Below are 23,036 nucleotides of genomic sequence, written 5' to 3' on the forward strand. Positions count from 1 at the left end.
TTATTGCCCTGAAGGCATCAGTGGAATAAAATCATGATGATGCCGCCGACTGCCGGCATGCCGACAATGGCAACTTTCAGGAGGGGCAGGGGGGCGAGATGCGTGCCTTTGGCGCCGAACCAGGCGCCGACCATGAGCCCTGCAAGTGTCTGGATGAAGATCGGAAAATCGAGACGGCCGTTGAAGAGATAGCTGAGGCCGCCGGCTGCCGAGATCGGCAGGATGACCATCATGCAGGTACCGATGGTCTGCAAAAGCGGTACGCCAAAGACGACCATGAGGGCGAGCTGAATATAGGCAGCGGCACCGATGCCGAAGGCACCGGAGATAAAGCCCATGAAAACGCCGATGGCAATGCCGTGTGTCCATAGTTTGCGGCCGGTCAGGAGTTCATGGCGGACGTGAAGGTGGCGGTCAAGCCACTTGGCTTGATAGAGCTTGATGTAAAGCGTGACGGCGCTCGAAAAGAGCACAAAGCCCGTGATGGAGCTCAATAAATTAGAAGGCATCATATTGGAGAAATTCGCGCCGAAGATGGCACCGACAATGCCGCCAAGGCCGAGTACGGCACCCGTCTTGATGATGACTTCGTGCTGGCGGAAATGACTGATGGTGCCGGAGAGCATGGTAAAGACCATGGAAGCCAAAGCCACGGCAAGGGCGGTGTGAATCGGTACATGAAAGCCGACGGTCAAAAGGGTGATGGTAACGCCGGCACCGCCTGCACCGACGAAGCCAATCAGGGCGCCGAGGGCAAGCATAGAGGCAAAGAGCATGGGAATCGTCCTTTCTAACTTTTATAAGTCGTATAAGAAGAAAGAGAAAAATAAAAAGCCAGGAGCTTGCGCGTCCTGGCTGTAATTTCAAATGGTGACACCTATGGGATTCGAACCCATGAACCCGGCGTGAGAGGCCGGTGTCTTAACCGCTTGACGAAGGTGCCGATGGTGACGCCTATGGGATTCGAACCCATGAACCCGGCGTGAGAGGCCGGTGTCTTAACCGCTTGACGAAGGCGCCGTGGTGACACCTATGGGATTCGAACCCATGAACCCGGCGTGAGAGGCCGGTGTCTTAACCGCTTGACGAAGGTGCCACGTAACTGACTTAAATAATTATATTACAACTCCTGCAGTTTGGCAAGACTTTTTTTGAGGCGCTCCATAGAAATTTTTTTGCCAAGCAGCGAGAGAATCTCCGTAGCACCGCCCGGCGTGACTTTCTGACCGGCAGCAGCAATGCGCAGAACCCACATGGCAAGGCCTTTTTTGATGCCCTGTTCTTCAATATACGCATTGAGTTTTTCGTAAAGAGCATCGTTGTTCCAATTTTCTTCTGGAACGGCCTCGAGCAGGGCCATCATGCCCGGCAGGAGTTCAGCGGCTTTTTCCGGCGTGACTTTGTTGCGCTTGTTGACATAGAGCTCCGCGTCAAAAGCCGGTTGCTCGATGAGGAAGGCGATTTCCTGCGGCAGGTCGCCAAGGCGCTGGATGCGGGTTTTGAGGAGTGATGAGAGACGGCCCCAGTTCTTTTCGAGGTAATCCGGCAGCTCGCCTGCGAACGGGCGCGCCATCTTGGCAAAGTCTTCGTCGCTCATGGCCTTGAGGTATTCGCCGTTGATCCAGCCGAGCTTGTCGTAGTCGAAGACGGCCGGCGATTTGGAAAGGCCCTCGAGGCTGAAGTGTTCAATGAGTTCATCCATCGAGAAGATTTCCTGATTCGTCGTTTTCGGATTCCAGCCGAGCAGGGCAACGTAGTTGACAATGGCATCGGGCAGATAACCTGCCTTGACAAGGTCGTCGAAGCTCGTGGCACCATGGCGCTTCGAGAGTTTCGACGTGGAACCGTCGGCGTTCTTGCCCATGACCGGAGCGAGGTGGATAAACGTCGGAACTTCCCAGCCAAAGGATTCATAGAGCAGGATGTATTTCGGCGTAGACGTGATGAATTCGGCACCGCGCATGATGTGCGTGATATGCATGAGGTGGTCATCGATGACGTTGGCAAAGTTATAAGTCGGCATGCCGTCGCGCTTCAAAAGGACCTGGTCCTCGAGTTCTTCGTTCTTGATGGTGATGTTGCCGTGCAGCACATCGAAGAAGGTCGTTTCGCCCGTCAGCGGCATCTTCTGACGGATGACGTACGGATCGCCGTTTTTGAGGTGTTCTTCAATGACTTCCGGGGAAAGATTGCGGCAGGTGCGGTCATAGCCGCCGAATTTGCCGGCCGAATGGTCTTCTTCCGGATCGCAGAAGCAGTAGTAGGCATGGCCCGTCTTGACGAGTTCTTCTGCGTATTTCTTGTAGAGGTCAAGGCGTTCGCTCTGGACGTATGGGGCATAAGGGCCGCCAAGCGCCGGGCTTTCGTCCGGGATGATATGGGCCATCTCAAGCGTGCGGTTGATGAAGTCGACGGCATCGGCGACGTAGCGCGTGCGGTCGGTATCCTCAATGCGCAGGATGAACTGGCCTTTCTGGGATTTTGCATAAAGATAGCCGTAAAGGGCGGTGCGCAGGTTGCCGATATGCATGTAACCTGTCGGGCTCGGCGCGAAACGCGTGCGAACAATCTGCTGTGTCAATGGAATTCCTCCTCTTATATATAGAAGCATTGTCTTCGAAATATCTTTTAAAAGTATACTACAGAAACTGTTTGGAGACAAGAAAAGACAAGGGGCTCAGGCCGCCTTGCCTTTTTGTGTATCTGCTGTTTTTATTTCTTGAGGAAATTATAGAGAGCGCGGTACATGAGCATCGAGCTCACGGCGCCGGGGTCCTCATGGCCGATGCTGCGTTCTCCGACGAGACTGGCGCGTCCGCGGCGGGCAGCGACCGTCTTCGTGAAATCAACGCCTTCCTTTGCGGCGTGTGAAGCTTCCTGCAGGACTTCAAACAGCGTTTTGCCTTCGGCATTCTCAGGCAGGAAGCAGTCGTGAATCGGAATCAGGGCATCGAGCATGGTCTTATCGCCTTTTTGGGCATGGCCGCGTTTTTCAATGCCTTCAATAGCGGCACCGAGCAGCTTTTCAAAAGAAGCGATATTGAGCTTGGTCTCGTCATCGCAGACTTCGGAAGCTTTGACAAAACCCGTGCCGTAGAGAGGACCGGCGGCTCCGCCTACATTGTGAATGAACGCTTTGCCGATGGTGTAGAGGACAGGTCCTGGTTTTGTCGTATCGTCCATTTCTTCTACCGCATCGACGGCAGCGCGGAAGCCGCGGGCCATATTGATGCCGTGGTCGCCATCCGCAATCTGCCGGTCAAGGTCTGTCAAATAATCTTTCTGGGCAATGATCGCGGCAGCCACTGCGTCGAGTGCGTCTTTGATTCTTGTCATATGAAAAACTCCTTTTTATAACATAACGATGTCATCAATCGCAATTATCCCGATAATACAAATTATATTATAGCATGAGCTCTAAAAATCACAAGTGTGAATTGACAGAAATATAGGAGAAGAATAACTCTTCCAATCTATAATTTTATGGAAAAAGATTTGCCTATTTTTGAAGGAAAAAGTATAATAGCATAAAGAGATATAGGACGTATGAATATTTGCTATAGACGACGGCTTGGTCCGGAAAGAGAGAGTATTATGGAAATCAAGGATATGCGGGCATTTTATGCCATTGTGGAAGAAGGCAATATCAGTCACGCGGCGCAGAGGCTCGACATCGCCCAGCCGGCACTTTCCAGGCAGATGAAGAGACTGGAGACATCGCTCGGCGTGCAGCTCTTTGAGCGCGGCAGCCGCCGCATCCGTCTGACGGATGCAGGACGCGTGCTGTATTCCCGCGTGGAACACATTCTCGGCATGGTCGATGGTACCGTGCGCGAAATTACCGAAATCGGCTCTGGCGTGGCTGGTTCCATTCAGCTCGGCACCATCACGACCTCCGGGGCTCTTTTGCTGCCGGAACTCATCTCGGAATTTCATCGCCGTTATCCGCAGGTGACGTATCAGATCTGGGAAGCAGAGGGGGCGCGCATTCTCGAGCTTCTCGACAACCGCGTCATTGAGATCGGCATCACGCGCACACAGGTCGACTCCAAAGTCTATGAGTCCATCGTCCTGCCGAATGAACCGCTCGTCGTTGTCATGAATAAGGAAAAAATCCTCGGCGGTTCGCGGCAGGAAATCCGCATGGAAGAACTGCGCGATGTGCCCATCATTATACCCCTGCGCTGGCAGAGCATGTTTGTGGCCAACTGCCGCAAACTCGGTTTTGAGCCTCATATTGTCTGTGTTTCGGACAGTATTGTACAGGACCTTCTGCTTGCTAAGATGGACATGGGGGCAGCTATTCTGCCGGTTTCTTCAAGGACACTGCTGACGGACGGCAACCTTTATTATAAGAAACTTGTGGAGCCGGAGATGAGCACACATACGGTCATTGCCTGGCTCAAGAACCGTACGCTGTCTTCTTCGAGCAAGCATCTCATCAAATTGTTCCGTGAGATGTTCCTCGGGGAGCAGGACCGTTAATATAAGATCGTTGTTTGAAAGCAATTAAATTCGAATTAAATCAGAAGAAAGGCCTTCCTTTTTTCCTGCAACTGCGATATAGTAGAGATATATTAAAAAATATATCTCTTTTTTTCTTATCTTTTGTTCGTGCATACATGCATAATGGAGGGACAGACATGGATAAACCAGTTCGTATCTTTATTGTAGAGGATGAACGCCGCATTGCGCGTTTCCTGCAGATTGAGCTTGAACATGAAGGCTTTGAGACGGAGACGGAAGAGAACGGCACGCGCGCGTATGAGCGCATCATGCAGGGAAATTTTGACTTGGTGCTTCTCGATGTCATGCTGCCGGGTATGGATGGCCTGACCATCTGCAAGCGCGTGCGTGAGGTTTCCTCGCTGCCCATCATCATGCTGACGGCCAAAGATGATGTGGAAGATAAAGTTGCGGGCCTTGATATCGGTGCCGATGATTATATGACGAAACCGTTTGCCATCGAGGAACTCATGGCGCGCATCCGCAATGCCCTGCGCAAGCATATACCGGATCAGGATGGTGTGCCCCTCGAAGAACGCCTGCAGGTCAAGAATCTCGTCATGTATCCGAAGCGTTATGAAGTTGAGGTCGATGGCGAGCCGGTCCATCTGACAAAAAAAGAATATTCTCTGCTCGAGTACATGATGCGCAATAAGCGCACGGTGCTGACGCGCGACCAGATTCTTGAAAAGGTCTGGGGCTATGATTACAGCGGCGACACGAATGTCGTCGATGTCTATATCCGCTATCTGCGCGCCAAACTTGACGACCATTTCCATGAAAAATACATCTATACGGTGCGGGGCGTAGGCTATGCTGTCAAAGAGTAAGGCCGCTTTGCGCAGACTGTATCTTGAAAGTCCTCTGTGGCGCATGAAGATTTCTACAAAAATCACCTGCCTTTACGCAGCTATCCTGCTTTTGGTACTGGTGCTCACGAGTGTCATCATGGGGCTCGGCACCTATTACACCTTTTATCATGAGGCGGAAACCGAAATCAAGATCGCCATGGAGCGCATGCAGGAGGGAATCGAAGAATCCAGCAGTCTGCAGGCTTACTTGAATGAGAAGGATCTTGTTCCGCCGGGAATTGTGCTGCGTGTGACGGACATTACGGGACGCATTGTCTACGAAACGGACTCGCATTATCCATCGCTTGATGTTCTGGATGCGAATCGTGTCAAGAATCCGCCTTTTTGGGCCAATAAAGATATGGATGTTGTGAAGCTGGACCGATTTGTCTTTTACCATGCCAAAATGGATGTAGTGGATCACGGTCAGTTTTACCAGCTTCATTTTTTTAGGACCATTACGGCAGAGAATGTATTTTTGGAAGATCTGCAGATTCTGCTCTTCATCATTACGATTGCAGGTTTCATCATCGCGCTGGCAGCGGGCTATTTTCTCAGCAGGCGTATCCTGCAGCCAATCCGCGATTTGACACAGACCGCGCGCAAGATTGAGGTCGAACGCATGGACAGACGCATCGAAGTGCTGCCGGCCAAGAATGAACTGGCAGAACTTGCGTTGACTTTCAACCACATGCTTGACCGGCTGGAACGCGGCTTTAAGCAGCAGCAGCGCTTCGTTTCCGATGCTTCCCATGAACTGCGGACGCCGGTGACAGTCATTTTGGGGTATTCGGATCTCTTGTCACGCTGGGGCCGTAAGGACACGAAAGTCCTCGATGAAGGCATCACGGCAATTCGCTCGGAGGCCGAAGACATGCAGGACCTCATTGAGAAGCTGCTGTTCCTTGCACGCGCAGACCAAAAGCGCCAAATCCTGCATAAGGATTATGTGAATCTGGCGGAGATTGTCGACGATGCCGTGCGCAAGATGAAACTGGTCACCAAAAACCATACTGTAACACTGACTGCCAATGAAGCGGGCACGATTTATGCAGACCCCGTGACGATGCGTCAGATGATGCGCATTTTCCTTGAAAATGCTGTCAAGTATACGCCGGAAGGCGGTCATATCACAATATCTTCCAGACGTATGCCAGGGGAAAAGGCGATGAAACTGGTCTTTGCCGATGACGGCATCGGCATTGCGGAAGATGACCAGAAAAAGATTTTTGAGCGGTTCTACCGCGCAGACAGTTCCCGCACCAAGGCAGCGGGCAGCGTCGGCGGCACGGGCCTGGGGCTTTCTATTGCCAGCTGGATTGCAGAGCAGCACGATATCAAAATCGAGGTGGAAAGCCAGCTCGGCGAGGGGACGAAATTTATTCTGACCATTCCGCTGGCCGCTGAGCAGAAAAAAGAGAACAATTGATACATCAATACGGCAAAAAGTCCGCCGCGATATTTTCGCGGCGGGCTTTTTTGTTATGACTATATTTTGTGATTTTGCAGGTTAATCAGTGGAACAAACGGCCGAACAGATTCTTTTTCTCGCTGGAAGCGATATGGCGGATGCTGAGTTCATCTGCACCGTTAAAGAAAGTGTCCGGGTCTGCAATTTCAGCCAGCCATTCTTCGGAGTAAATCGGCTTATCAATGAGCATGGAGCTGATTTTTTTGCGGATGACCTCAAGTTCTGCTGCATCGGTTGTGTGCATGGCCTGGGCCAAAAGCTGTCCGACCATGACCATTTCCTTTTCTTTCAGTGAGCGCGTCGTCGGATTGAGACTCGAAAGGCGCAGGACAGGATGGGCAGGGGCATTATCCTTTGAGGACAGGCGTGCTGACTTGACATGGAAACCCGCACGGTGCATATGCTGTTCAATCTGCTGCGGGTCCGTGCCATCTGGCAGGGAAGCGACGACGAGATGGCAGTCTGTATCTCCGCCCCAGACGGTGACACCGGCATCCTGTAAGACGATGCTGAGGGTCTTGGCGTTGTCAATGACCTGTTTTCCGTACAGCCGGAAATTTTCGCTGCCGGCCTCGAGCAGGGCGACAGCAAGTGCGGCCAGGCGGTTTTTATGCAGGGCAGCGTGGCCTGTGTTGACAACAGCGCGGTCAAGCGTTTCGGCAAATTCTTTTTTGCAGAGGATGATGGCGCCCTCAGGCCCCTGCAGAGAGTCGTTCGTCGGGAACGTCACGATGTCGGCATCGGCAACCGGAGAGGGGAGCAGCCCTGCGGCGACAAGTCCGACATTCTGCCCAATATCGACCCAGAGCAGGGCGCCTGCATCATGTGCTGTTTTTGCCAGGCGTTTCGTATCGATGTTGAAGGGGAAACTCGTTGGCGAGAAAATCACGATTTTTGGATGATGGCGTTCAATCTGTTCCCTGAGCTCCTCCCAGTCGATATCGCGGTGCTCCCAGTCGGCACCGAAAGAGGAAAATTTGTAAGAGAGACCGCGGCAAAGCTCCTGCTTGCGTCCATTGAAGGAAAGAACGGGGTCGCCGGGTTTCAGTAAGGCCAGAAAGACAACACGGGAAGCCGAGCGGATGCTGCTGAGACGGACGATGGCGTGCTCTGCACCAAAACGCCTTTTTGCGCGTTCAGCTGCGATGTGCTCGAAACGGCCCGTGCGGCTGATGCCGTGATAGTCCGTGCTGACGTTGGCAAGGATGCTGCCCTCAAGATAAGCAGCGAGTGGGGACTCGGCATTGATGGTCGGGATGAGCGACAGGGTAAAACGCTGTTCTTCGATTTCATCCTGGAACTCCGCAAAAACTTCTTCATCGAGTTTTTTCAGTGTGCCCAATAATTCTTCTCTATCCATATGATTACCTCGTATTCTAAAAGATTCGTAAAAATATCACAAAATCATCGTCTGTATCTATTGGCAGCTGTCCTTAGAACGGCCATACGAGCGGGATGATGACCGCACATACAATCAAAGAAATGAAGACGAGCGGCAGACCGACTTTGACATAATCCATGAAATGGAATTTGCCCGGGCTCAGGACGAGCGTATTCGGCGGCGTAGCAACTGGCGTCGTGAATGCGCAGGAAGCGGCGATGCCGATGGCCATGAGTACTGGGAACGGCGAAACGCCGATGGACTGGGCAATCGAGATGCCAATTGGCGCCAGCAGGGCCGCTGCTGCCGTGTTCGACATGAACTGCGTGAGACCGCAGGAAAGCAGGAACAGTGCTACGACGATGATCATCGGGGATGCATTGGAGCCGATGATGTTGACAACGAAGGCTGCAATCATGGCGCCGGCACCAGTCTTATCCATGGCCTCTGCCAGCGGCAGCATGCCTGCAAACAGGAAAATTGTCGTCCAGTCAATGCCGCCGTAGGCCTGTTTTTCACTGAGGCAGCCCGTAATGACGCAGGCCAGTGCACCGATGATGGCAGATACCTGCATCGGGACGTTGATGGTCTTGGAGAGGGCCATGGCGACGACCACGAGAATCAGGATGGCTGCGCAGATGGCCATTTTGCGCGTATCTTTTGGCAGGTCCGAAGTGAGATCGCTCAGGGCACTGTCGATATGGCCATGCGGGCAGAGGCGGCGTCCGATTGTCAGCATGTAAATGAGGCCGGCCAGGGACAGCGGAATGCCGATCCAGGCGAATTCGAAGAATCCGAAAGGCTGCAGGCCGCTGGCGGAAAGCGTTGCACTCATGAGGATGTTTGGCGGCGTGCCGATCATCGTGATGGTACCGCCGACGTTGGCAGCTACAGCAAGGGCCATGAGCTGCGGCGAAACGGCAAGGCGTGCAACCGCGCAGATCTGGATGACGACGGGCATAAGGCAGGCGACCGTAGCCGTATTCGAGGAGACGGATGACAGGGCGATCGTGACAATCATGATGGCGGCCATCAATCGTTTTTCGCCTGTGCCGGCAGCATGGACGACAGTGATGCCGATGCGTTGGGCAAGGCCTGTCTGGAACATGGCCGCACCGATGACGAACATGCCCGCGAACAGGACGACCGTGGAATTCGAAAGACCGGAAAATACCTGCTTTGGCGTCAGGACGCCGAGCAGACCGAGCGCGATAGACGCTCCCATGGCGGTAACGGCCAAGGGAATGAGCTCGGTTACGAAGAAGAAAGCGGCAACCCCGAGGACAATCAGGGTCAGTACTGCTGGATCCATACATCAGGCCCCCTTAAAAAAATAAAACAAATAAACAATCTTATTTGCTTTATTTATTCGGCGCTTTTTGTATTTTTTCCTTGTTGGTTTAAAAATTTTATGGGAAGAAGCGTGAAGCGTATTTTATTTTTTTGTTTCCGTGGCAGCAGGGAACTGTTTTTTTCGATAAAGATAGACGATGCCGCGGGCGATGTAAGGGAAGACCAGCATGATGAAAAGCAGCCGCGTGAGCTGATATGCAACCATCGTTGAGCTGTCAGCACCGACAACGAGCGCGGTGATGCCCATTTCAGTCAATCCGCCGGGCGCGGTTGAGAGAAAAGCCGTGGCGAGGTCGATGCCCGTTAGATTTGAAATCGTATAGCCAAGGACCATGCTGATGCAGAGCACGAGCAGCACGCCGCCTAAGAGGAGCTTGCCCATGCCGTGATATTGATGCAGGCGTGTGAGGTCGACGCTGGAACCGATATAAGCACCAACGAGAATCTGTGCGGCATTGATGTAATGAACCGGAACAGCTGGCGCGGAAGAATCCGTGAGGACGACAAAAGCTGCCGTGCTGAGGATAGGACCGAGCATTGGCGCGGTCGGCAGATGAATTTTTTTGGCGATGATGGCGCCGAGAATAGCGACAGCGGCAAACATCAGGATTTCTGTCAGGGAACCTGCCTGATGCACAGCCTGCGCTGTTCCTGTATGAGAAGCAGGCGGCAGCACATGGATGGTCAGGAAAGGGATGACGAAAACAACGGAGAGCATGCGCAGCGTCTGCATGATGGTGACAGCGGTGAGGTCGGCATCGCGTATTTCATCGGCGAGGATAACCATCTGGGAAAGGCCGCCCGGCACGCAGCCTAAAAGGCAGCTCGTGAAATTGATCTTTGTATGGCGGAACATCAGCCAGGCCGTGAACACGCCGGCTGATACCGTGATGAGGGTGGCCGAAATCATCAATGGGAACTGCGAGAGGATGGCACGGCCCGTCTCGATGGTAAAAGGACGCCCCATGGCATAGCCGAGCAGGATGAGCGCTGTATTGCGGATGCGCAGGGACCAGCAGAAAGGCCGTTTGCGGATGAGGGACCCCAGGGCGACGAAGACAATCGGACCCAGTGTCCAGGGCAGCGGTGCATCGAGAAAGCTCATGACGATGCCGCCGATGATGGAAAGAATCAGGGTTTTTAAGTATTCCATAAAATCTCCAATATCCAATATTAATGATACAAAAAGAAAGTAAAGCTCTGTGCGACTCACTCAGTATAACATAGATACGCAAATAAGAAACAGGGAAAATCTTTCATTCTATACTTTTCTAGAATAGAAGCAGGAAGTTTGTACTTTATGGAAGAATAGATAAAAAGATTTAAAATGCGAATATGTGAAACACATCGATGCGGAGTGAGAGAAAGAGAAGGGAGTTTATGAGCATGAGGGTACTGGTTACGGGTGTTACGGGGCAGCTTGGCCACGATTGTGTCCTGGAACTGAAGGACAGAGATATAGAAGTACAGGGGGTATCAAGCAGGGACTTTCCCCTGACGGATGCGGAGGCAATGCGCCGTTATATGGAAGCATATAAGCCCAGCGTGGTCATTCATTGTGCAGCTTATACGGCTGTAGACCGTGCAGAGGATGACGAGGCGCGCTGCATGGCTGTAAATGCTCAGGGAACAGCGGCCCTGGCACGCCTTTGCCGTGACTTTCATGCGAAAATGGTTTACATCAGCACGGACTATGTCTTTCCCGGAGATGGAACAGAGCCTTATGAGATTGATGATCCAAAGGGGCCGAAAAACGTCTATGGCAAATCGAAACTGGAGGGGGAAGAAGCCGTACAGCAGATACTCAGGCGTTTCTTCATCGTGCGGATCTCATGGGTATTTGGCATCAACGGGGGAAATTTTGTTCGCACGATGCTGAGACTTGGCAGAACGCATAAGGAACTCACGGTCGTCGATGACCAGGTCGGCTCGCCGACTTACACGCGTGACCTTGCGGTGCTGCTGGCAGATATGATTCAGACAGAGCGCTACGGCATTTATCAGGCGACGAATGAAGGCTTCTGTTCGTGGGCGGAATTTGCAGCCGAGATTTTCCGTCAGGCAGGCATGGATGTCAAGGTGGTGCCGGTGCCTTCTTCTGCTTATCCGACGCGCGCTGTGCGTCCGCATAATTCAAGACTCAGCAAGGCTAGTCTGACGAAAGCAGGATTTTCTCTTTTGCCGCGCTGGCAGGATGCCATAGGGCGGTACTTCATCGAATTGGAGAGCCTGAAGGAGCAGGAAGCGCGGGAAGAAGAAATGGCACAAGTCTGATTTACAAGAACTGTATTCCAAGCGTGCACATATTTATGATATGTGCACGCTTTTTCCATGGGCTGGATACAGAGTACGCGTATAATACACAAAAAACGTAAAAAGTCTTGCATCCTTACACTGTTTAGTATATACTAACATATGTATTTTTGAGAGAAACGCTTGGCGTTCAAGGAGGATTCATATGTTACATAAGATTGGCAAGAAGTATCAGGAGACCGCTCTCATCAAGCTCATTGCGGTCGGTCTGGTGCTCGGTATCATCATTGCCCTGGCTGCACCGCAGGCCGTACCGGCTGTGGCAGTTCTCGGCGATCTCTTTGTCCGTGCCCTCAAGGGCGTGGCTCCGATTCTCGTCTTTGTACTCGTCATGAATGCACTGGCACAGAAGAATTCGGATGCCAGTGCCTCGATGAAACCGATTGTGCGGCTCTACATCGTGGCTACGTTCTGTGCATCGCTCGTCGCCGTGGCATATTCTTTTGCATTTCCGACGGTCCTGCACCTGCAGGTCGCTCCTGACGCGCAGCTGGCACCGCCGTCCGGCATCATCGAAGTTCTGCACAACCTCATTCTGTCAGTTGTCGATAACCCGATTCATGCCCTGGCAAATGCAAATTACATCGGCATCCTCGCATGGGCCTGCCTGGCGGGCATTGCGCTGCACGCTGCCAACGATACGACAAAGACCATGCTGAACGATTTTGCCAAGACTGTTACGAAAATCGTGCAGTGGATTATCCGCTTTGCTCCGTTCGGTATCATGGGCCTCGTTGCCAATGCCATCGGCACGAGCGGTCTCGGTGCACTGCTTGGCTACATCCAGGTCCTCGGTGTGCTGCTTGCCGCGTTCTTCTCGGTCGCTTTGATTATGAATCCGCTTATCGTGTACCTTCATATTCATCGCAATCCGTATCCGCTCGTCTGGACGACGCTCAAGGAAAGCGGCCTCTATGCATTCTTTACGCGCAGTTCGGCAGCAAATATCCCGGTTAATCTTTCCCTCTGCAAGCGCCTCGGCCTTGATGAGGATACGTACTCGATTTCCATTCCGCTTGGTGCGACCATCAACATGAGCGGTGCAGCCATTACGATTGCCGTGCTTTCGCTCGCCGCAGCGCATACGCTCGGCATCAGCATTGACCTGCCGACGGCCCTGCTCCTCTGCATTGTTTCGACCATCGGCGCCTGCGGCGCGTCGGGTGTTGCCGGCGGTTCGCTGTTGTTGATTCCGGTTGCCTGCGCATCCTTCGGCATCGGCAATGATATCGCCATGCAGGTCGTCGGTGTCGGCTTCATCATCGGTGTCATTCAGGATGCCTGTGAGACGGCCCTCAACAGCTCGACGGATGTCCTGTTTACGGCAACGGCGGAATTTGCCCAGCGTGCCAAGGAAGGCAAACTGCGCGATGAAGACCTTGTCCCACATAACAACTGATTGAAACAAACCAAGATAAGAGCATAAAAAATGCTGCCCGGTTTCGGACAGCATTTTTATTTTGCAGATGACAGGAAGCATCCGTTACTTGCGGATGATCAGGGCCATGAAGACGAGGTCTTCGGTTTTTGAGATATTGCGGATGCCATGTTTTTCTCCGTCCGGGCAGAACGTGGTCGTGCCGGCGCCGATTACGGACTCGGTGCCGTTGTCGTTGTAGAGGGCCTCGCCCGAGAGAATGTGATACGTCTCGGTGTTGCCTTCGTGCTTGTGCACATCAATGCCGCAGAGGGGCGGGACGATGACTTTTGCGTACATGTCGCATTTGCCGTCGAGCTCTGCCGGCGTCAGGAGCTTGACGAGCGTGATCGTGCCGATGCCTTTATTTGCCTGCATGGGTGCTGGTTCAATGAATGCCATGATAAACTCTCCTTTTTAACGAGTGAATGCCTTGCCGCAGGGCGGCAAGTCTGATACAATGGATATACAATTTATAGTTTCTAGATAAATGCGGGGATTCCTCTATGCAGATGGAATTTGCGCTTTATTTTTTTGGATGATATTTGGAGGATATGAAATGGTTTATCTCTTGAAGTTCGGAGCGAGCTGGATTCTGCCGCCCGGTATCTTCATCCTGCTGTTTTTTGCTTTAGCCGTCTGGCTCTGGAAAAAACGCGGCGAAAAAAAGGCTGCAGCCATACTATTTGGACTGACTTTCGTCTTTTATCTGCTCTGCACGGGCTTTGTGGCTGAAAAGACGATGGGCAGTCTCGAATCTGTCTATGCCCCGCCGGAGAATTCCTCCGGCGATGTCATCATCATGCTGGGCGGCGGTGCGTATAATGATACGCCCGATGTTGACGGCACGGGGACGCTCTGTTCGAGTCCTGCCAGCCGCCTGCTGACGGCCGTGCGACTGCAGCGCAAGCTCGATGTGCCCATCTTGCTTTCCGGCGGGCAGGTTTATGAAGATACAGGCGCGGAAGCAAAGATTGCCAAGCGCGTGCTCATGAGCCTTGGCGTGCCGGAAGATAAAATTCTGACGGAGACCAAGAGCATCAATACGAGCCAGAATGCCAAATATTCAGCGGAAATTTTGAGGGAAAACGGACTTTCCCGGCCAATCCTTGTGACGAGTGCCTTCCATATGAAGCGTTCGGTGCTGAATTTTGCGAAGCAGGGCATAGATGTGGAGCCGTTTCCTACGGATTATATGGTGGCGCATCATCCTGTTTTTCACTATACGAAGCTGCGGCCGCAGACGGAGGCCCTGCTTGACAACGTGACGGTCCTGCAGGAAACGCTGCGCACGTTTGTGACGAGGTATCTGGAATGACGAAGAATCTTACCGAAGGCTCGCCGGCCAAATTGATTTTTTTCTTTACGATGCCGCTGATTGCCGGCAATATTTTTCAGCAGCTCTATGCCTTTGTCGATACGCTGATTGTCGGCCGCTTTTTAGGGGTCAACGCGTTGGCTGCTGTTGGCTGTACAGGCTCTTTGATGTTTTTGATGCTCGGCTTTGTCATCGGCTTTTCGACGGGGCTCTCTATTTATACGGGGCAGCGCTTTGGCGCGCGTGATGAAGAGGGGGTACGTCAGAGTGCGGCTGCCTGTGCCGTGCTTTCCCTGTTTGCTTCTATTATATTGACGGCAGTCGGTGTCCTTTTATGCCGCCAGCTGCTCATCTGGATGCAGACGCCTGTTGAAATTCTCGATGGTGCTTATTCCTTTATCAGCATTGTTTACGCCGGCATCGGCCTGTTCGTCTTCTATCAGACGCAGACGAATCTCATCCGCGCGCTTGGCGACAGCAAGACCCCGACGATTCTTCTGGCCTGCGGCCTGACGCTCAATATCATCTTTGAGCCAATTGCCATCCTTTGCTTTGGCTGGGGGATTCCGGGCGCAGCCCTCGCCACCTTGGCTTCGCAGGTCTGCGGCAATCTCTTGTGCCTGCTCTTCATCATGAAGAAAGTGCCGGCCCTGCACACGCATAAAAGCGACTGGCGGCCCAATCTCAAATTTTATTGGGAGCATCTGCGCATTGCCCTGCCCATGGGCTTTCAGTCGAGCATCATCGCCATCGGCGCGGTCATCCTGCAGGTCGCTCTGAATGACCTTGGACCTCTGGCCGTGGCGGCTTATGCGGCTGCGCAGAAAATTGAATCCATTGCCATGATGCCGATGATGTCGTTTGGCATCGCTATGTCGGCGTACACGGCTCAGAACTACGGTGCACGGAAATTTGAGCGCATCGGCGAAGGCGTGCGCAAATGCTGCTATATGTCCGTGACCTTTGCCGTGCTGGCCGGCGCGGGGCTGATTTTCTTTGGCCCATCCATCATGCATCTCTTTGTCGGGGATGGTGCCCCAGAGGTCATTGACTTTGGTCATGAGTATCTGATTGTCAATGGCTCGTGCTATTGGATTCTTTCGTTCCTATTCATTTTCCGCTATACGCTGCAGGGGCTCGGACAAAGCATCGTGCCGACGATTGCCGGCATCATGGAACTGCTCATGCGTACGGCGGCTGCCCTTTTCCTCTGCAGCTGGCTCGGCTATCTCGGGGCCTGCCTTGCAAATCCCATGGCCTGGATTGGCTCCTGTGTGCCGCTGACCATCGCGTTCTATTGGACGCACAGAAGCTTCCAGAAAAAATATCATCTCAATTGAACGGACTGATGGCAGGATAAAGGCGTTTTCTGTCGAAAAAGAACTATAACAATAGTGGACAGCTGTTGCTGACCGACAAAAGTCAAAATACGATTGCTGACAATGGATTCAGGAAGGGATGGATATCTATGTATCAAGACGAGTACAAACGCTGGGCCGCTGCAGACCTCATTGATTTTGACCTCAATAAGGAACTCAATGATATTGCAGGTGATGATGAGGCCATCAAGGACCGCTTTGCTGTAGCTCTGGAGTTTGGCACGGCTGGCCTGCGCGGTGTGCTGGGCGCCGGCACGAACCGCATGAATATCTGGGTCGTTCGTCAGGCGACGCAGGGCGTAGCCGACTGGGTTAAAACGCAGGGCGGCACGCAGACCGTGGCCATAAGCTATGACAGCCGTCTCAAGGGCTGGAATTTTGCTCGTGAAGCCGCCGGCGTTCTGGCGGCCAATGGCATTCATGTACGCCTTTATGAGGAACTCATGCCGGTGCCGGCCCTGAGCTTTGCGACGCGCTACTATAAATGCAATGCCGGCATCATGATCACGGCTTCGCATAATCCGGCTCAGTACAACGGCTACAAGGCCTATGGTCCCGATGGCTGCCAGATGACGGATGACGCTGCTGCCGTGGTTTACGATTCCATCCAGAAGACCGATGTCCTGACGGGGGCTAAGCATATCAGCTTTGCCGAAGGCGTCGAAAAAGGCCTGATTCAGTTTGTCGGCGAGGACTGCAAAGATGCCTTCTACCAGGCCATCGAAGCACGTCAGGTCCGTCCGGGCCTCGCCAAGACGGCAGGCCTTAAGCTCGTTTATTCGCCTCTGAACGGCACGGGCCTTGTGCCGGTTACGCGTGTCCTCAAGGATATCGGCATCACGGATATCACGATTGTGCCGGAGCAGGAATATCCGAACGGCTACTTCACGACCTGCAGTTATCCGAATCCGGAAATCTTCGATGCTCTCGCCAAAGGCCTTGAGCTTGCCAAGAAAGAACAGGCTGACCTCATGCTCGCGACGGACCCGGATGCAGACCGCGTGGGCATTGCAATGAAATGTGCCGATGGCACGTACGAGCTCGTCTCGGGCAACGAGATGGGCGTACTGCTGCTCGACTACATCTGCCAGGGCCGCATTGAGAAGGGCACGATGCCGAAGAATCCGGTCGCTGTCATGTCCATCGTTTCGACGCCGCTGGCCGATAAGGTCGCAGAGCATTACGGCGTAGAACTTCGCCACGTATTGACGGGCTTCAAGTGGATTGGCGATCAGATTGCCCAGCTCGAAGCAGCAGGCGAGACGGACCGCTTCATCTTTGGTTTTGAGGAAAGCTACGGCTACCTCGCCGGCCCGTATGTCCGCGATAAGGATGCTGTCGTTTCGTCCATGCTGATCTGCGAGATGGCCGCTTATTACCGCTCCATCGGGTCTTCCATCAAGCAGCGCCTTGAAGAAATTTATCAGCAGTATGGCCGTTATTACAATAAGGTCGATGCCTTCTCGTTCCCGGGCCTTTCGGGTATGGACAAGATGAAAGGCATCATGGTGAACCTGCGCAAAAATCCGCCGACGGAATTTGCCGGCAAGAAGGTCGTGGCGACGATTGACTATGCGGAGCCTGAGAAGACGGGGCTGCCGAAGGCCAATGTCCTCATCTATAAACTCGATGACGGTTCTACGGTCGTCGTTCGTCCATCCGGTACGGAACCGAAGATCAAGACGTACTTCACGACGCTGGGCAAGGATCTTGCGGAAGCAAAAGCAGAGAAAGATAAACTGGCAGAAGCCGTCAAGCCGCTTTTGGCCTGAGCTGCTGCCTGATAAAAGTCAGAGGTGTATTGGATGAATTTATCGGCAAAGGGCTTTGGTGCTTTTGACATCCGCGGCCTTTATCCGGAAGTAATCAATGAAGAACTGGCCTATCGCATCGGCCGTGCTTTTCCGGCTCTGTTTGACGCTAGGAAAATCGCGGTCGGCCGCGATATCCGCCTGTCGAGCCCGGCTCTTCAGGAAGCGCTTGTAAAGGGGCTGACGGAAGCCGGCTGTGACGTCATGGATTTAGAGCTCTGCGGCACAGAGATGATTTATTTTGCTGTGCTGCATCATGAACTGGATGGCGGCATCATGGTTACAGGCAGCCACAACACGAAGAAATACAACGGTTTTCAGCTGGTACGCCGCGGGGCACAGCCGATTTCGGAAGATACGGGGCTCAAAGAGCTCGCCGCGGCCGTCATGGCAGGAAATTTTGCCACAGCTGACGAAAAAGCCGGACACGTCGAAAAGATGGATGTCATGGACGATTATATCGACTATCTTCTTTCTTATGTTGACCTTTCCGCTCTAAAGCCCTTTAAGGTCGTGGCGAATACGGGCAACGGTTCTGCCGGTCCTGTCATCAATGCCATAGAAAAGAAGCTGCCGTTTGACATCGTCAAGATTCATAATATCCCCGATGGCGATTTCCCGAACGGTGTACCGAACCCGCTGCTGCCTGAAAACCGCGAAGCGACCGCAAAAATTGTGCGGGAAGAAGAGGCTGACCTCGGCGTGGCCTGGGACGGTGACTTTGACCGCTGTTTTCTGTTTGATAAAGACGGGAACTGCATCGATGGGTATTATCTCGTGGGACTGCTCGCAGAGGCTTTTCTCAAAAAGCAGTCGGGAGAGAAAATCGTCTACGATCCGCGTCTCATCTGGAATACGGAAGAAGTCTGCCGCAAATTTGGCGGTGTGCCGGTCATTTCACGCAGCGGCCATGCCTTTATTAAGGATAAGATGCGTGACTGCGGTGCCGTTTATGGCGGTGAAATGAGCTCACATCATTATTTCCGCGACTTTTCATACTGCGACAGCGGCATGATTCCCTGGCTTCTCGTCATGGAACTCCTGTCGAAGACCGAGGGCAGCAGCCTGTCGGATTTTGTCAAAGCGTGTCGGGAGCGTTATCCGATATCAGGGGAAATCAACAGCAGGGTGGAAGATGCGGATGACGTCATGGCCAAGGTTGAAGCGGCCTATGCAGGTAAAGGCGAGGTCACGAAGATCGACGGACTGTCCATTGCCTTTGACAAGTGGCGCTTTAATCTCCGGAAATCCAATACGGAACCCGTCCTGCGCCTCAATGTAGAAACGCGCGGTGATAAGAAGCTTTGTCAGGAAAAGACGGATGAGCTTTTGCAGCTCATTCGCACATAAGGGAATATTCACAGGAAAAGGGATACATGATATAATAAGTACGTATGGAACCATAGACCTGCTGCATGTATCCTTTTCCCGTGACATCATGCAATGAAAATGGGAAAAAGAAAAGCAGTCAGAATAAGCAGAGGAGTGTTAAAACATGAGTTTGAAACTGAAATCCGGTTTTACGTTCGACTATGACAATCTTTATGGTGAAGGTAAAGTCACGGAAGCAGACCTCAAGTCTTACGAGGAAGACCTCAAAAAAGCGCATGAGGCCATGAAAGTCATGCGTGAAACGGGCTTCATCCGTGCGCATCTTTCCAAAGACGGCGAACCGGAGAAAGTTCTCTTTTCTCAGACGCCGTATGTAGAAGAAGGCCATATCAACAGCCCGAGCTCTTTGAAGCGTCTGCAGGAGCTTCAAGACCATGTCAAAGGCAATGTTGATGTTGTCGTTTCGATGGGCATCGGCGGTTCTTACCTTGGCAACAAGGTTCTCTTTGATGTACAGTGCGGTGCTTATTGGAATGAACTGCCAAAAGAGGAGCGCCATGGCTTCCCGAAAGTTTATTTCAGCGGCAACAATATCGATCCGCGCAGCACGGGCGACCTCATCCATCATCTCGAGAATGAGTCGAAGATTCTTCAGTATCATGAGAAACGCAATCTGAAGGTCCTGCTGCTCGTCATCTCGAAATCCGGCGGCACGCTCGATACGATGTCGGGCTTCATGGTCGTTTATGATGCTCTGCAGAAGTTCCCAGGCATTGACGTGGAAGTCGTCGCTGTCACGGACCCGAACATGGAGAAACAGACGCTCCTCAAGAAGCTGGCCATCGAGAAGGGCTGGCCGCAGTATGCTGTTCCGGACGGCGTCGGCGGCCGTTTCACGGTATTCACGGAAGTCGGCCTGACGCTGGCTGCCTGCATTGGCTTCGATATCCAGTCTTTCCTCAATGGTGCAAAAGACATGGATAAGGCCTGCCAGAACGATGATATCTGGCAGAATCCGGCTATGCTAAACGCAGCTCTGAAATTCGCCGCTTCGGAGAAACACGGCCGTGATATCGAAGTCATGATGCCGTATGGCGATTACCTCAAATCCGTTTCGGAGTGGTACATCCAGCTGCTCGCGGAATCCCTCGGCAAACAGTTCAACAAGGAAGGCAAGGAAGTTTGCTACGGCCGTACGCCGGTTGTTGCTGTCGGCACGACGGATATGCATTCCCAGACGCAGCAGCATCAGGAAGGCAAGCTCAATAAGGTTGTCCAGTTCGTCAAAGTCGAGAACTGGAAAAATGATCTCGTCATCCCGAATGTATTCCCGGAGGCTAAAAAGCTTGCCGATATCTCGGGCGTTACGATGAGCGAGGCCCTTGAGGTTGCTCGCCAGTCGAATGCGGATGCTCTGTCTTCGAACAAGCGTTACAATGCCTGCTTCACGCTGCCGGAACTCAACGCTTACCATCTTGGCGAACTCCTCTATATGCTCGCTATGAGCGTTGCTTATGAAGGCGAACTCGCAGATGTCGATGCCTTCAACCAGCCGGGCGTTGAATCCTACAAGCGCATCATGGGCCCGAAACTTCAGGCTCTCAAAGCTGCTAAAGCAGCAAAATAAAAATATCCCGAGGCTCATCTGTGCCAATCCACAGGGAAAGTCAACGGCACAGAAAGGCTCTGTCATTTGGCAGAGCCTTTCTTCATAATTGCTTTAGTCAGAATAATGAAACATTATAAGGAGGGAGGCTGTATTGGAACAATGGACAATAAAGAGAAAAAAACAGGCTGGCTGTTTTTTGGCCGGCTGTCTGCTTCTGTCAGTGTACTTTTGGCAGTCTGATGAGGATACGGGGCTGACTGTGTCGGAGTCGGCTGTTTCGGGGCAGTCTGCTGCAGGATTGGAACAAGTCTCAAAAGAAAAATCAGGCAGTCTGGATGCTGGCCGGAAAGCACAGCAAAAGGAAAATGCACGCTACCAAAAGATACGGGGCATGGAAAGCCAGACTTCTTTAGCAGAGCTGCACAATCCATTCTCGCCTGCTCATGAAAAGCGCGGGGAAGCAGCTGCAGCGGCAAGTCGGGATTTGAAGGAGCCGGCGGGGATGCAGAAAAAAATATCGGCAGGTCCTATTGGAGCAGGAAGTCCCTATCGTAATGAGAGTCAGACTGGTCAGAAGGCTGCCGAGATGCAGCCGGAGTCTGCAGCACAGGAAAAAACGGCTGCATTGAGGCTGAGCGGGATTGTGCAGGGCGGTATGCCACTGGTCATTTTGACAGATGGACGCCAGAGTGCGTCTTTGACAGTAGGAGAGCATTTTGCAGGCTGGGAAGTGCTGGAAATCGGCTCACAAAGTGTCCATCTGCAGGGACCGGCAGGAGAGAAATGGCTGGATCTGACTTCGCTGGAATGAAGGACAGGCGTATCAGGCATATGGATCAGACCTAATGGATGGAAAATGAAAATAAAGCAGAAAAGCAGGAAAGAAGGCAGAGAAAAATTTTTTAAATGAGGAGGCTGTGAGATGACGACAGTCAAATGGAAGAAAATGATATTCGCGGGATTTTTAACGGGAATATTCCTGATGCCGGTTTTTCCGGTCCGGGCTGAGGCTGCGCCCATTGCGATGCGGGTGGTAGAGGGCGATGTTCGCTCTGTTCTGCTGACATTGGCCAGAGCTGGCCATGAAAATATCGTTCTGGATGACAGCGTGACAGGAACCGTAACGCTTAATGTCACAGAAGAGCCGCAGAAGCTCCTGCAGATGGTAACAGCTGCCAAGGGGCTGGTCGTGGTCAAAGAGGGGTCGACCTATCTGGTGACAACGGCTGCACAGGCAGAAAGTCTTCGCAGGGTCCATGTGTATCCGGTCCGCTATGCTGACCCTGCGGATCTGGCACGGGCTGCAGAATTGTCCCTGCAGCATCATGGGACAGCGTCTGAGAGCCGTGACTCTGCAGACAAAAAGGGAAAAGAGTCTCCTGCAGGAAAAGGTCAGGCCGAAGGACAGCGCGTCCTGGTGGACAGTGCGACCAATTCGCTCTTGTTCTATGGTACGGCAGCTGAGGCAGCAAATGTCGAACAGGTCGTAAAAAAGCTTGACTGCCAGCCGCAGCAGGTATCGCTTGAGGCCAAGGTTGTGGCGCTTTCGAAAGATGCTTCGAAAAAACTCGGCGTGGAATGGAATTGGTCTTCCCTGCCACAGTATCCGGATTATGAAACGACGTACCGTCATAAGGGCAGCAGCAATGAAGTGCAGGAAAAGGAAATCAAGCGCCATACGCAGGACGGGACCATTCCGGGCATCATCCAGTTCGGGCGCGGCCCTGAGGGCATTCCGTTTGAGTTTTATTACGGGGCAACGATACAGGCCCTTGTGACGCAGGGCAAGGCCAAGATGCTCGCGCGCCCGAACATTACGACGGTGCAGGGCCGCGAGGCCGTCATCAACATCGGCGGCGAAGTGCCGGTGCCGACGCAGTCCGTGACAGACAGCACGACTACAACGACTTATACATACCGTCAGGCCGGCATCATCCTGCGCTGCACGCCGCGCATTCACGATGATGGGCGCATCACGGCTTCTGTTCATACGGAAGTCAGCTCGCCTCTTTATGTCGAAGATATCAAAGCCTATCGTTTTCAGAATCGCAGTGCCGATACGACAGTCAGTCTGCGCGATGGTGAGACCATGGTCATCGGCGGTTTAATTGGCAGCGATGAATCGAGGACGCTTTCGAAAATCCCATTTCTGGGAGATCTGCCAATCCTCGGTTCGTTCTTCCGCAGCGTGCGCAGGAGTCATTCAGAGTCTGAAATCATGATTTTCCTCACGGCACATGTCATTCCGGAGCACGAAAAAGTCTAAAATCCGTCAGAGGAAGGACAGACAGGGAA

At 52.7% G+C, this 23,036-nt stretch carries 19 protein-coding genes and 3 tRNA genes; 12 read left to right on the top strand and 10 right to left on the bottom strand.

Translation table 11 applies throughout. The features are described 5' to 3' along the window. Positions 1 to 17 precede the first annotated feature (17 nt). The 6 genes from ACE419_RS09560 to dhaL form a co-directional block, all read right to left on the bottom strand. Positions 18 to 776 (bottom strand): sulfite exporter TauE/SafE family protein, encoded by a 759-nt coding sequence (locus ACE419_RS09560; RefSeq protein WP_435721848.1) that lies wholly within the window; start codon positions 774 to 776, stop codon positions 18 to 20. Positions 777 to 868: 92 nt separating this feature from the next. Next, positions 869 to 943, bottom strand: a tRNA-Glu gene (locus ACE419_RS09565). 2 nt (positions 944 to 945) lie between these two features. Beyond that, positions 946 to 1,020: transfer RNA gene (locus tag ACE419_RS09570), tRNA-Glu, on the bottom strand. 1 nt (position 1,021) lies between these two features. Continuing rightward, positions 1,022 to 1,096, bottom strand: a tRNA-Glu gene (locus ACE419_RS09575). A 24-nt stretch (positions 1,097 to 1,120) separates the two neighbouring features. Next, on the bottom strand, positions 1,121 to 2,611 hold the full coding sequence (gene gltX, locus ACE419_RS09580) for a glutamate--tRNA ligase (protein WP_432646358.1): 1,491 nt from the start codon (positions 2,609 to 2,611) through the stop codon (positions 1,121 to 1,123). Positions 2,612 to 2,712: 101 nt separating this feature from the next. Continuing rightward, entirely contained in the window at positions 2,713 to 3,336 is a 624-nt protein-coding gene (gene dhaL, locus ACE419_RS09585; protein ID WP_435721849.1) for a dihydroxyacetone kinase subunit DhaL, read from the bottom strand. A gap of 258 nt (positions 3,337 to 3,594) precedes the next feature. Here dhaL and ACE419_RS09590 point away from each other — a divergent pair, with 258 nt between their 5' ends. From ACE419_RS09590 to ACE419_RS09600, 3 genes are all read left to right on the top strand, one after another. Beyond that, complete coding sequence (locus ACE419_RS09590; RefSeq protein ID WP_432646360.1) at positions 3,595 to 4,485, top strand: LysR family transcriptional regulator; 891 nt, start codon at positions 3,595 to 3,597, stop codon at positions 4,483 to 4,485. Positions 4,486 to 4,643: 158 nt separating this feature from the next. Further along, positions 4,644 to 5,336, top strand: coding sequence for a response regulator transcription factor (locus tag ACE419_RS09595; protein WP_432646361.1), 693 nt, complete (start codon positions 4,644 to 4,646; stop codon positions 5,334 to 5,336). Then, the gene (locus tag ACE419_RS09600) at positions 5,320 to 6,786 is read left to right on the top strand and encodes a sensor histidine kinase (RefSeq protein WP_503128872.1); all 1,467 of its coding nucleotides are present in this window, start codon (positions 5,320 to 5,322) and stop codon (positions 6,784 to 6,786) included. Before ACE419_RS09595 ends, ACE419_RS09600 begins: the two co-directional genes overlap by 17 nt. A gap of 85 nt (positions 6,787 to 6,871) precedes the next feature. On the opposite strand, the gene ACE419_RS09605 is transcribed toward ACE419_RS09600, so the two are convergent. The 3 genes from ACE419_RS09605 to ACE419_RS09615 form a co-directional block, all read right to left on the bottom strand. Next, positions 6,872 to 8,188, bottom strand: coding sequence for a serine hydroxymethyltransferase (locus ACE419_RS09605; protein WP_432646363.1), 1,317 nt, complete (start codon positions 8,186 to 8,188; stop codon positions 6,872 to 6,874). A 73-nt stretch (positions 8,189 to 8,261) separates the two neighbouring features. Continuing rightward, on the bottom strand, positions 8,262 to 9,521 hold the full coding sequence (locus ACE419_RS09610) for an SLC13 family permease (protein WP_432646364.1): 1,260 nt from the start codon (positions 9,519 to 9,521) through the stop codon (positions 8,262 to 8,264). A gap of 123 nt (positions 9,522 to 9,644) precedes the next feature. Next, positions 9,645 to 10,715 carry an AbrB family transcriptional regulator gene (locus ACE419_RS09615; RefSeq protein ID WP_435721850.1) on the bottom strand — a complete coding sequence of 357 codons (1,071 nt, stop codon included), beginning with the start codon at positions 10,713 to 10,715 and terminating at the stop codon, positions 9,645 to 9,647. 233 nt (positions 10,716 to 10,948) lie between these two features. Here ACE419_RS09615 and rfbD point away from each other — a divergent pair, with 233 nt between their 5' ends. Further along, positions 10,949 to 11,836 carry a dTDP-4-dehydrorhamnose reductase gene (gene rfbD / locus ACE419_RS09620; RefSeq protein ID WP_432646382.1) on the top strand — a complete coding sequence of 296 codons (888 nt, stop codon included), beginning with the start codon at positions 10,949 to 10,951 and terminating at the stop codon, positions 11,834 to 11,836. A gap of 184 nt (positions 11,837 to 12,020) precedes the next feature. Continuing rightward, the gene (gene sstT / locus ACE419_RS09625; RefSeq protein ID WP_432646366.1) at positions 12,021 to 13,274 is read left to right on the top strand and encodes a serine/threonine transporter SstT; all 1,254 of its coding nucleotides are present in this window, start codon (positions 12,021 to 12,023) and stop codon (positions 13,272 to 13,274) included. 84 nt (positions 13,275 to 13,358) lie between these two features. Here the strand turns inward: sstT and ACE419_RS09630 are convergent, their stop codons facing one another. After that, complete coding sequence (locus ACE419_RS09630; protein WP_432646367.1) at positions 13,359 to 13,694, bottom strand: cupin domain-containing protein; 336 nt, start codon at positions 13,692 to 13,694, stop codon at positions 13,359 to 13,361. Between the two features lie 157 nt (positions 13,695 to 13,851). Between ACE419_RS09630 and ACE419_RS09635 the strand changes: the two genes are divergently transcribed. The 7 genes from ACE419_RS09635 (at position 13,852) to ACE419_RS09665 (ending at position 23,007) form a co-directional block, all read left to right on the top strand. Beyond that, positions 13,852 to 14,610 (top strand): YdcF family protein, encoded by a 759-nt coding sequence (locus tag ACE419_RS09635; protein WP_432646368.1) that lies wholly within the window; start codon positions 13,852 to 13,854, stop codon positions 14,608 to 14,610. After that, on the top strand, positions 14,607 to 15,950 hold the full coding sequence (locus ACE419_RS09640; RefSeq protein WP_435721851.1) for an MATE family efflux transporter: 1,344 nt from the start codon (positions 14,607 to 14,609) through the stop codon (positions 15,948 to 15,950). Before ACE419_RS09635 ends, ACE419_RS09640 begins: the two co-directional genes overlap by 4 nt. 128 nt (positions 15,951 to 16,078) lie before the next feature. Next, positions 16,079 to 17,761, top strand: a complete 1,683-nt coding sequence (locus tag ACE419_RS09645) for a phospho-sugar mutase (RefSeq protein ID WP_435721852.1) — start codon at positions 16,079 to 16,081, stop codon at positions 17,759 to 17,761. A 33-nt stretch (positions 17,762 to 17,794) separates the two neighbouring features. Next, positions 17,795 to 19,150, top strand: coding sequence for a phosphohexomutase domain-containing protein (locus ACE419_RS09650; RefSeq protein ID WP_435721853.1), 1,356 nt, complete (start codon positions 17,795 to 17,797; stop codon positions 19,148 to 19,150). 145 nt (positions 19,151 to 19,295) lie between these two features. Further along, positions 19,296 to 20,759, top strand: a complete 1,464-nt coding sequence (locus ACE419_RS09655; RefSeq protein ID WP_435721854.1) for a phosphoglucose isomerase-related protein — start codon at positions 19,296 to 19,298, stop codon at positions 20,757 to 20,759. Between the two features lie 133 nt (positions 20,760 to 20,892). Beyond that, positions 20,893 to 21,552, top strand: coding sequence for a hypothetical protein (locus ACE419_RS09660; protein WP_435721855.1), 660 nt, complete (start codon positions 20,893 to 20,895; stop codon positions 21,550 to 21,552). Between the two features lie 135 nt (positions 21,553 to 21,687). After that, positions 21,688 to 23,007, top strand: coding sequence for a secretin GspD/PilQ domain-containing protein (locus tag ACE419_RS09665; protein ID WP_435721874.1), 1,320 nt, complete (start codon positions 21,688 to 21,690; stop codon positions 23,005 to 23,007). Positions 23,008 to 23,036 lie beyond the last annotated feature (29 nt).

Source organism: Mitsuokella apri (assembly GCF_047974105.1).
Taxonomy (GTDB): Bacteria; Bacillota; Negativicutes; order Selenomonadales; family Selenomonadaceae; genus Mitsuokella.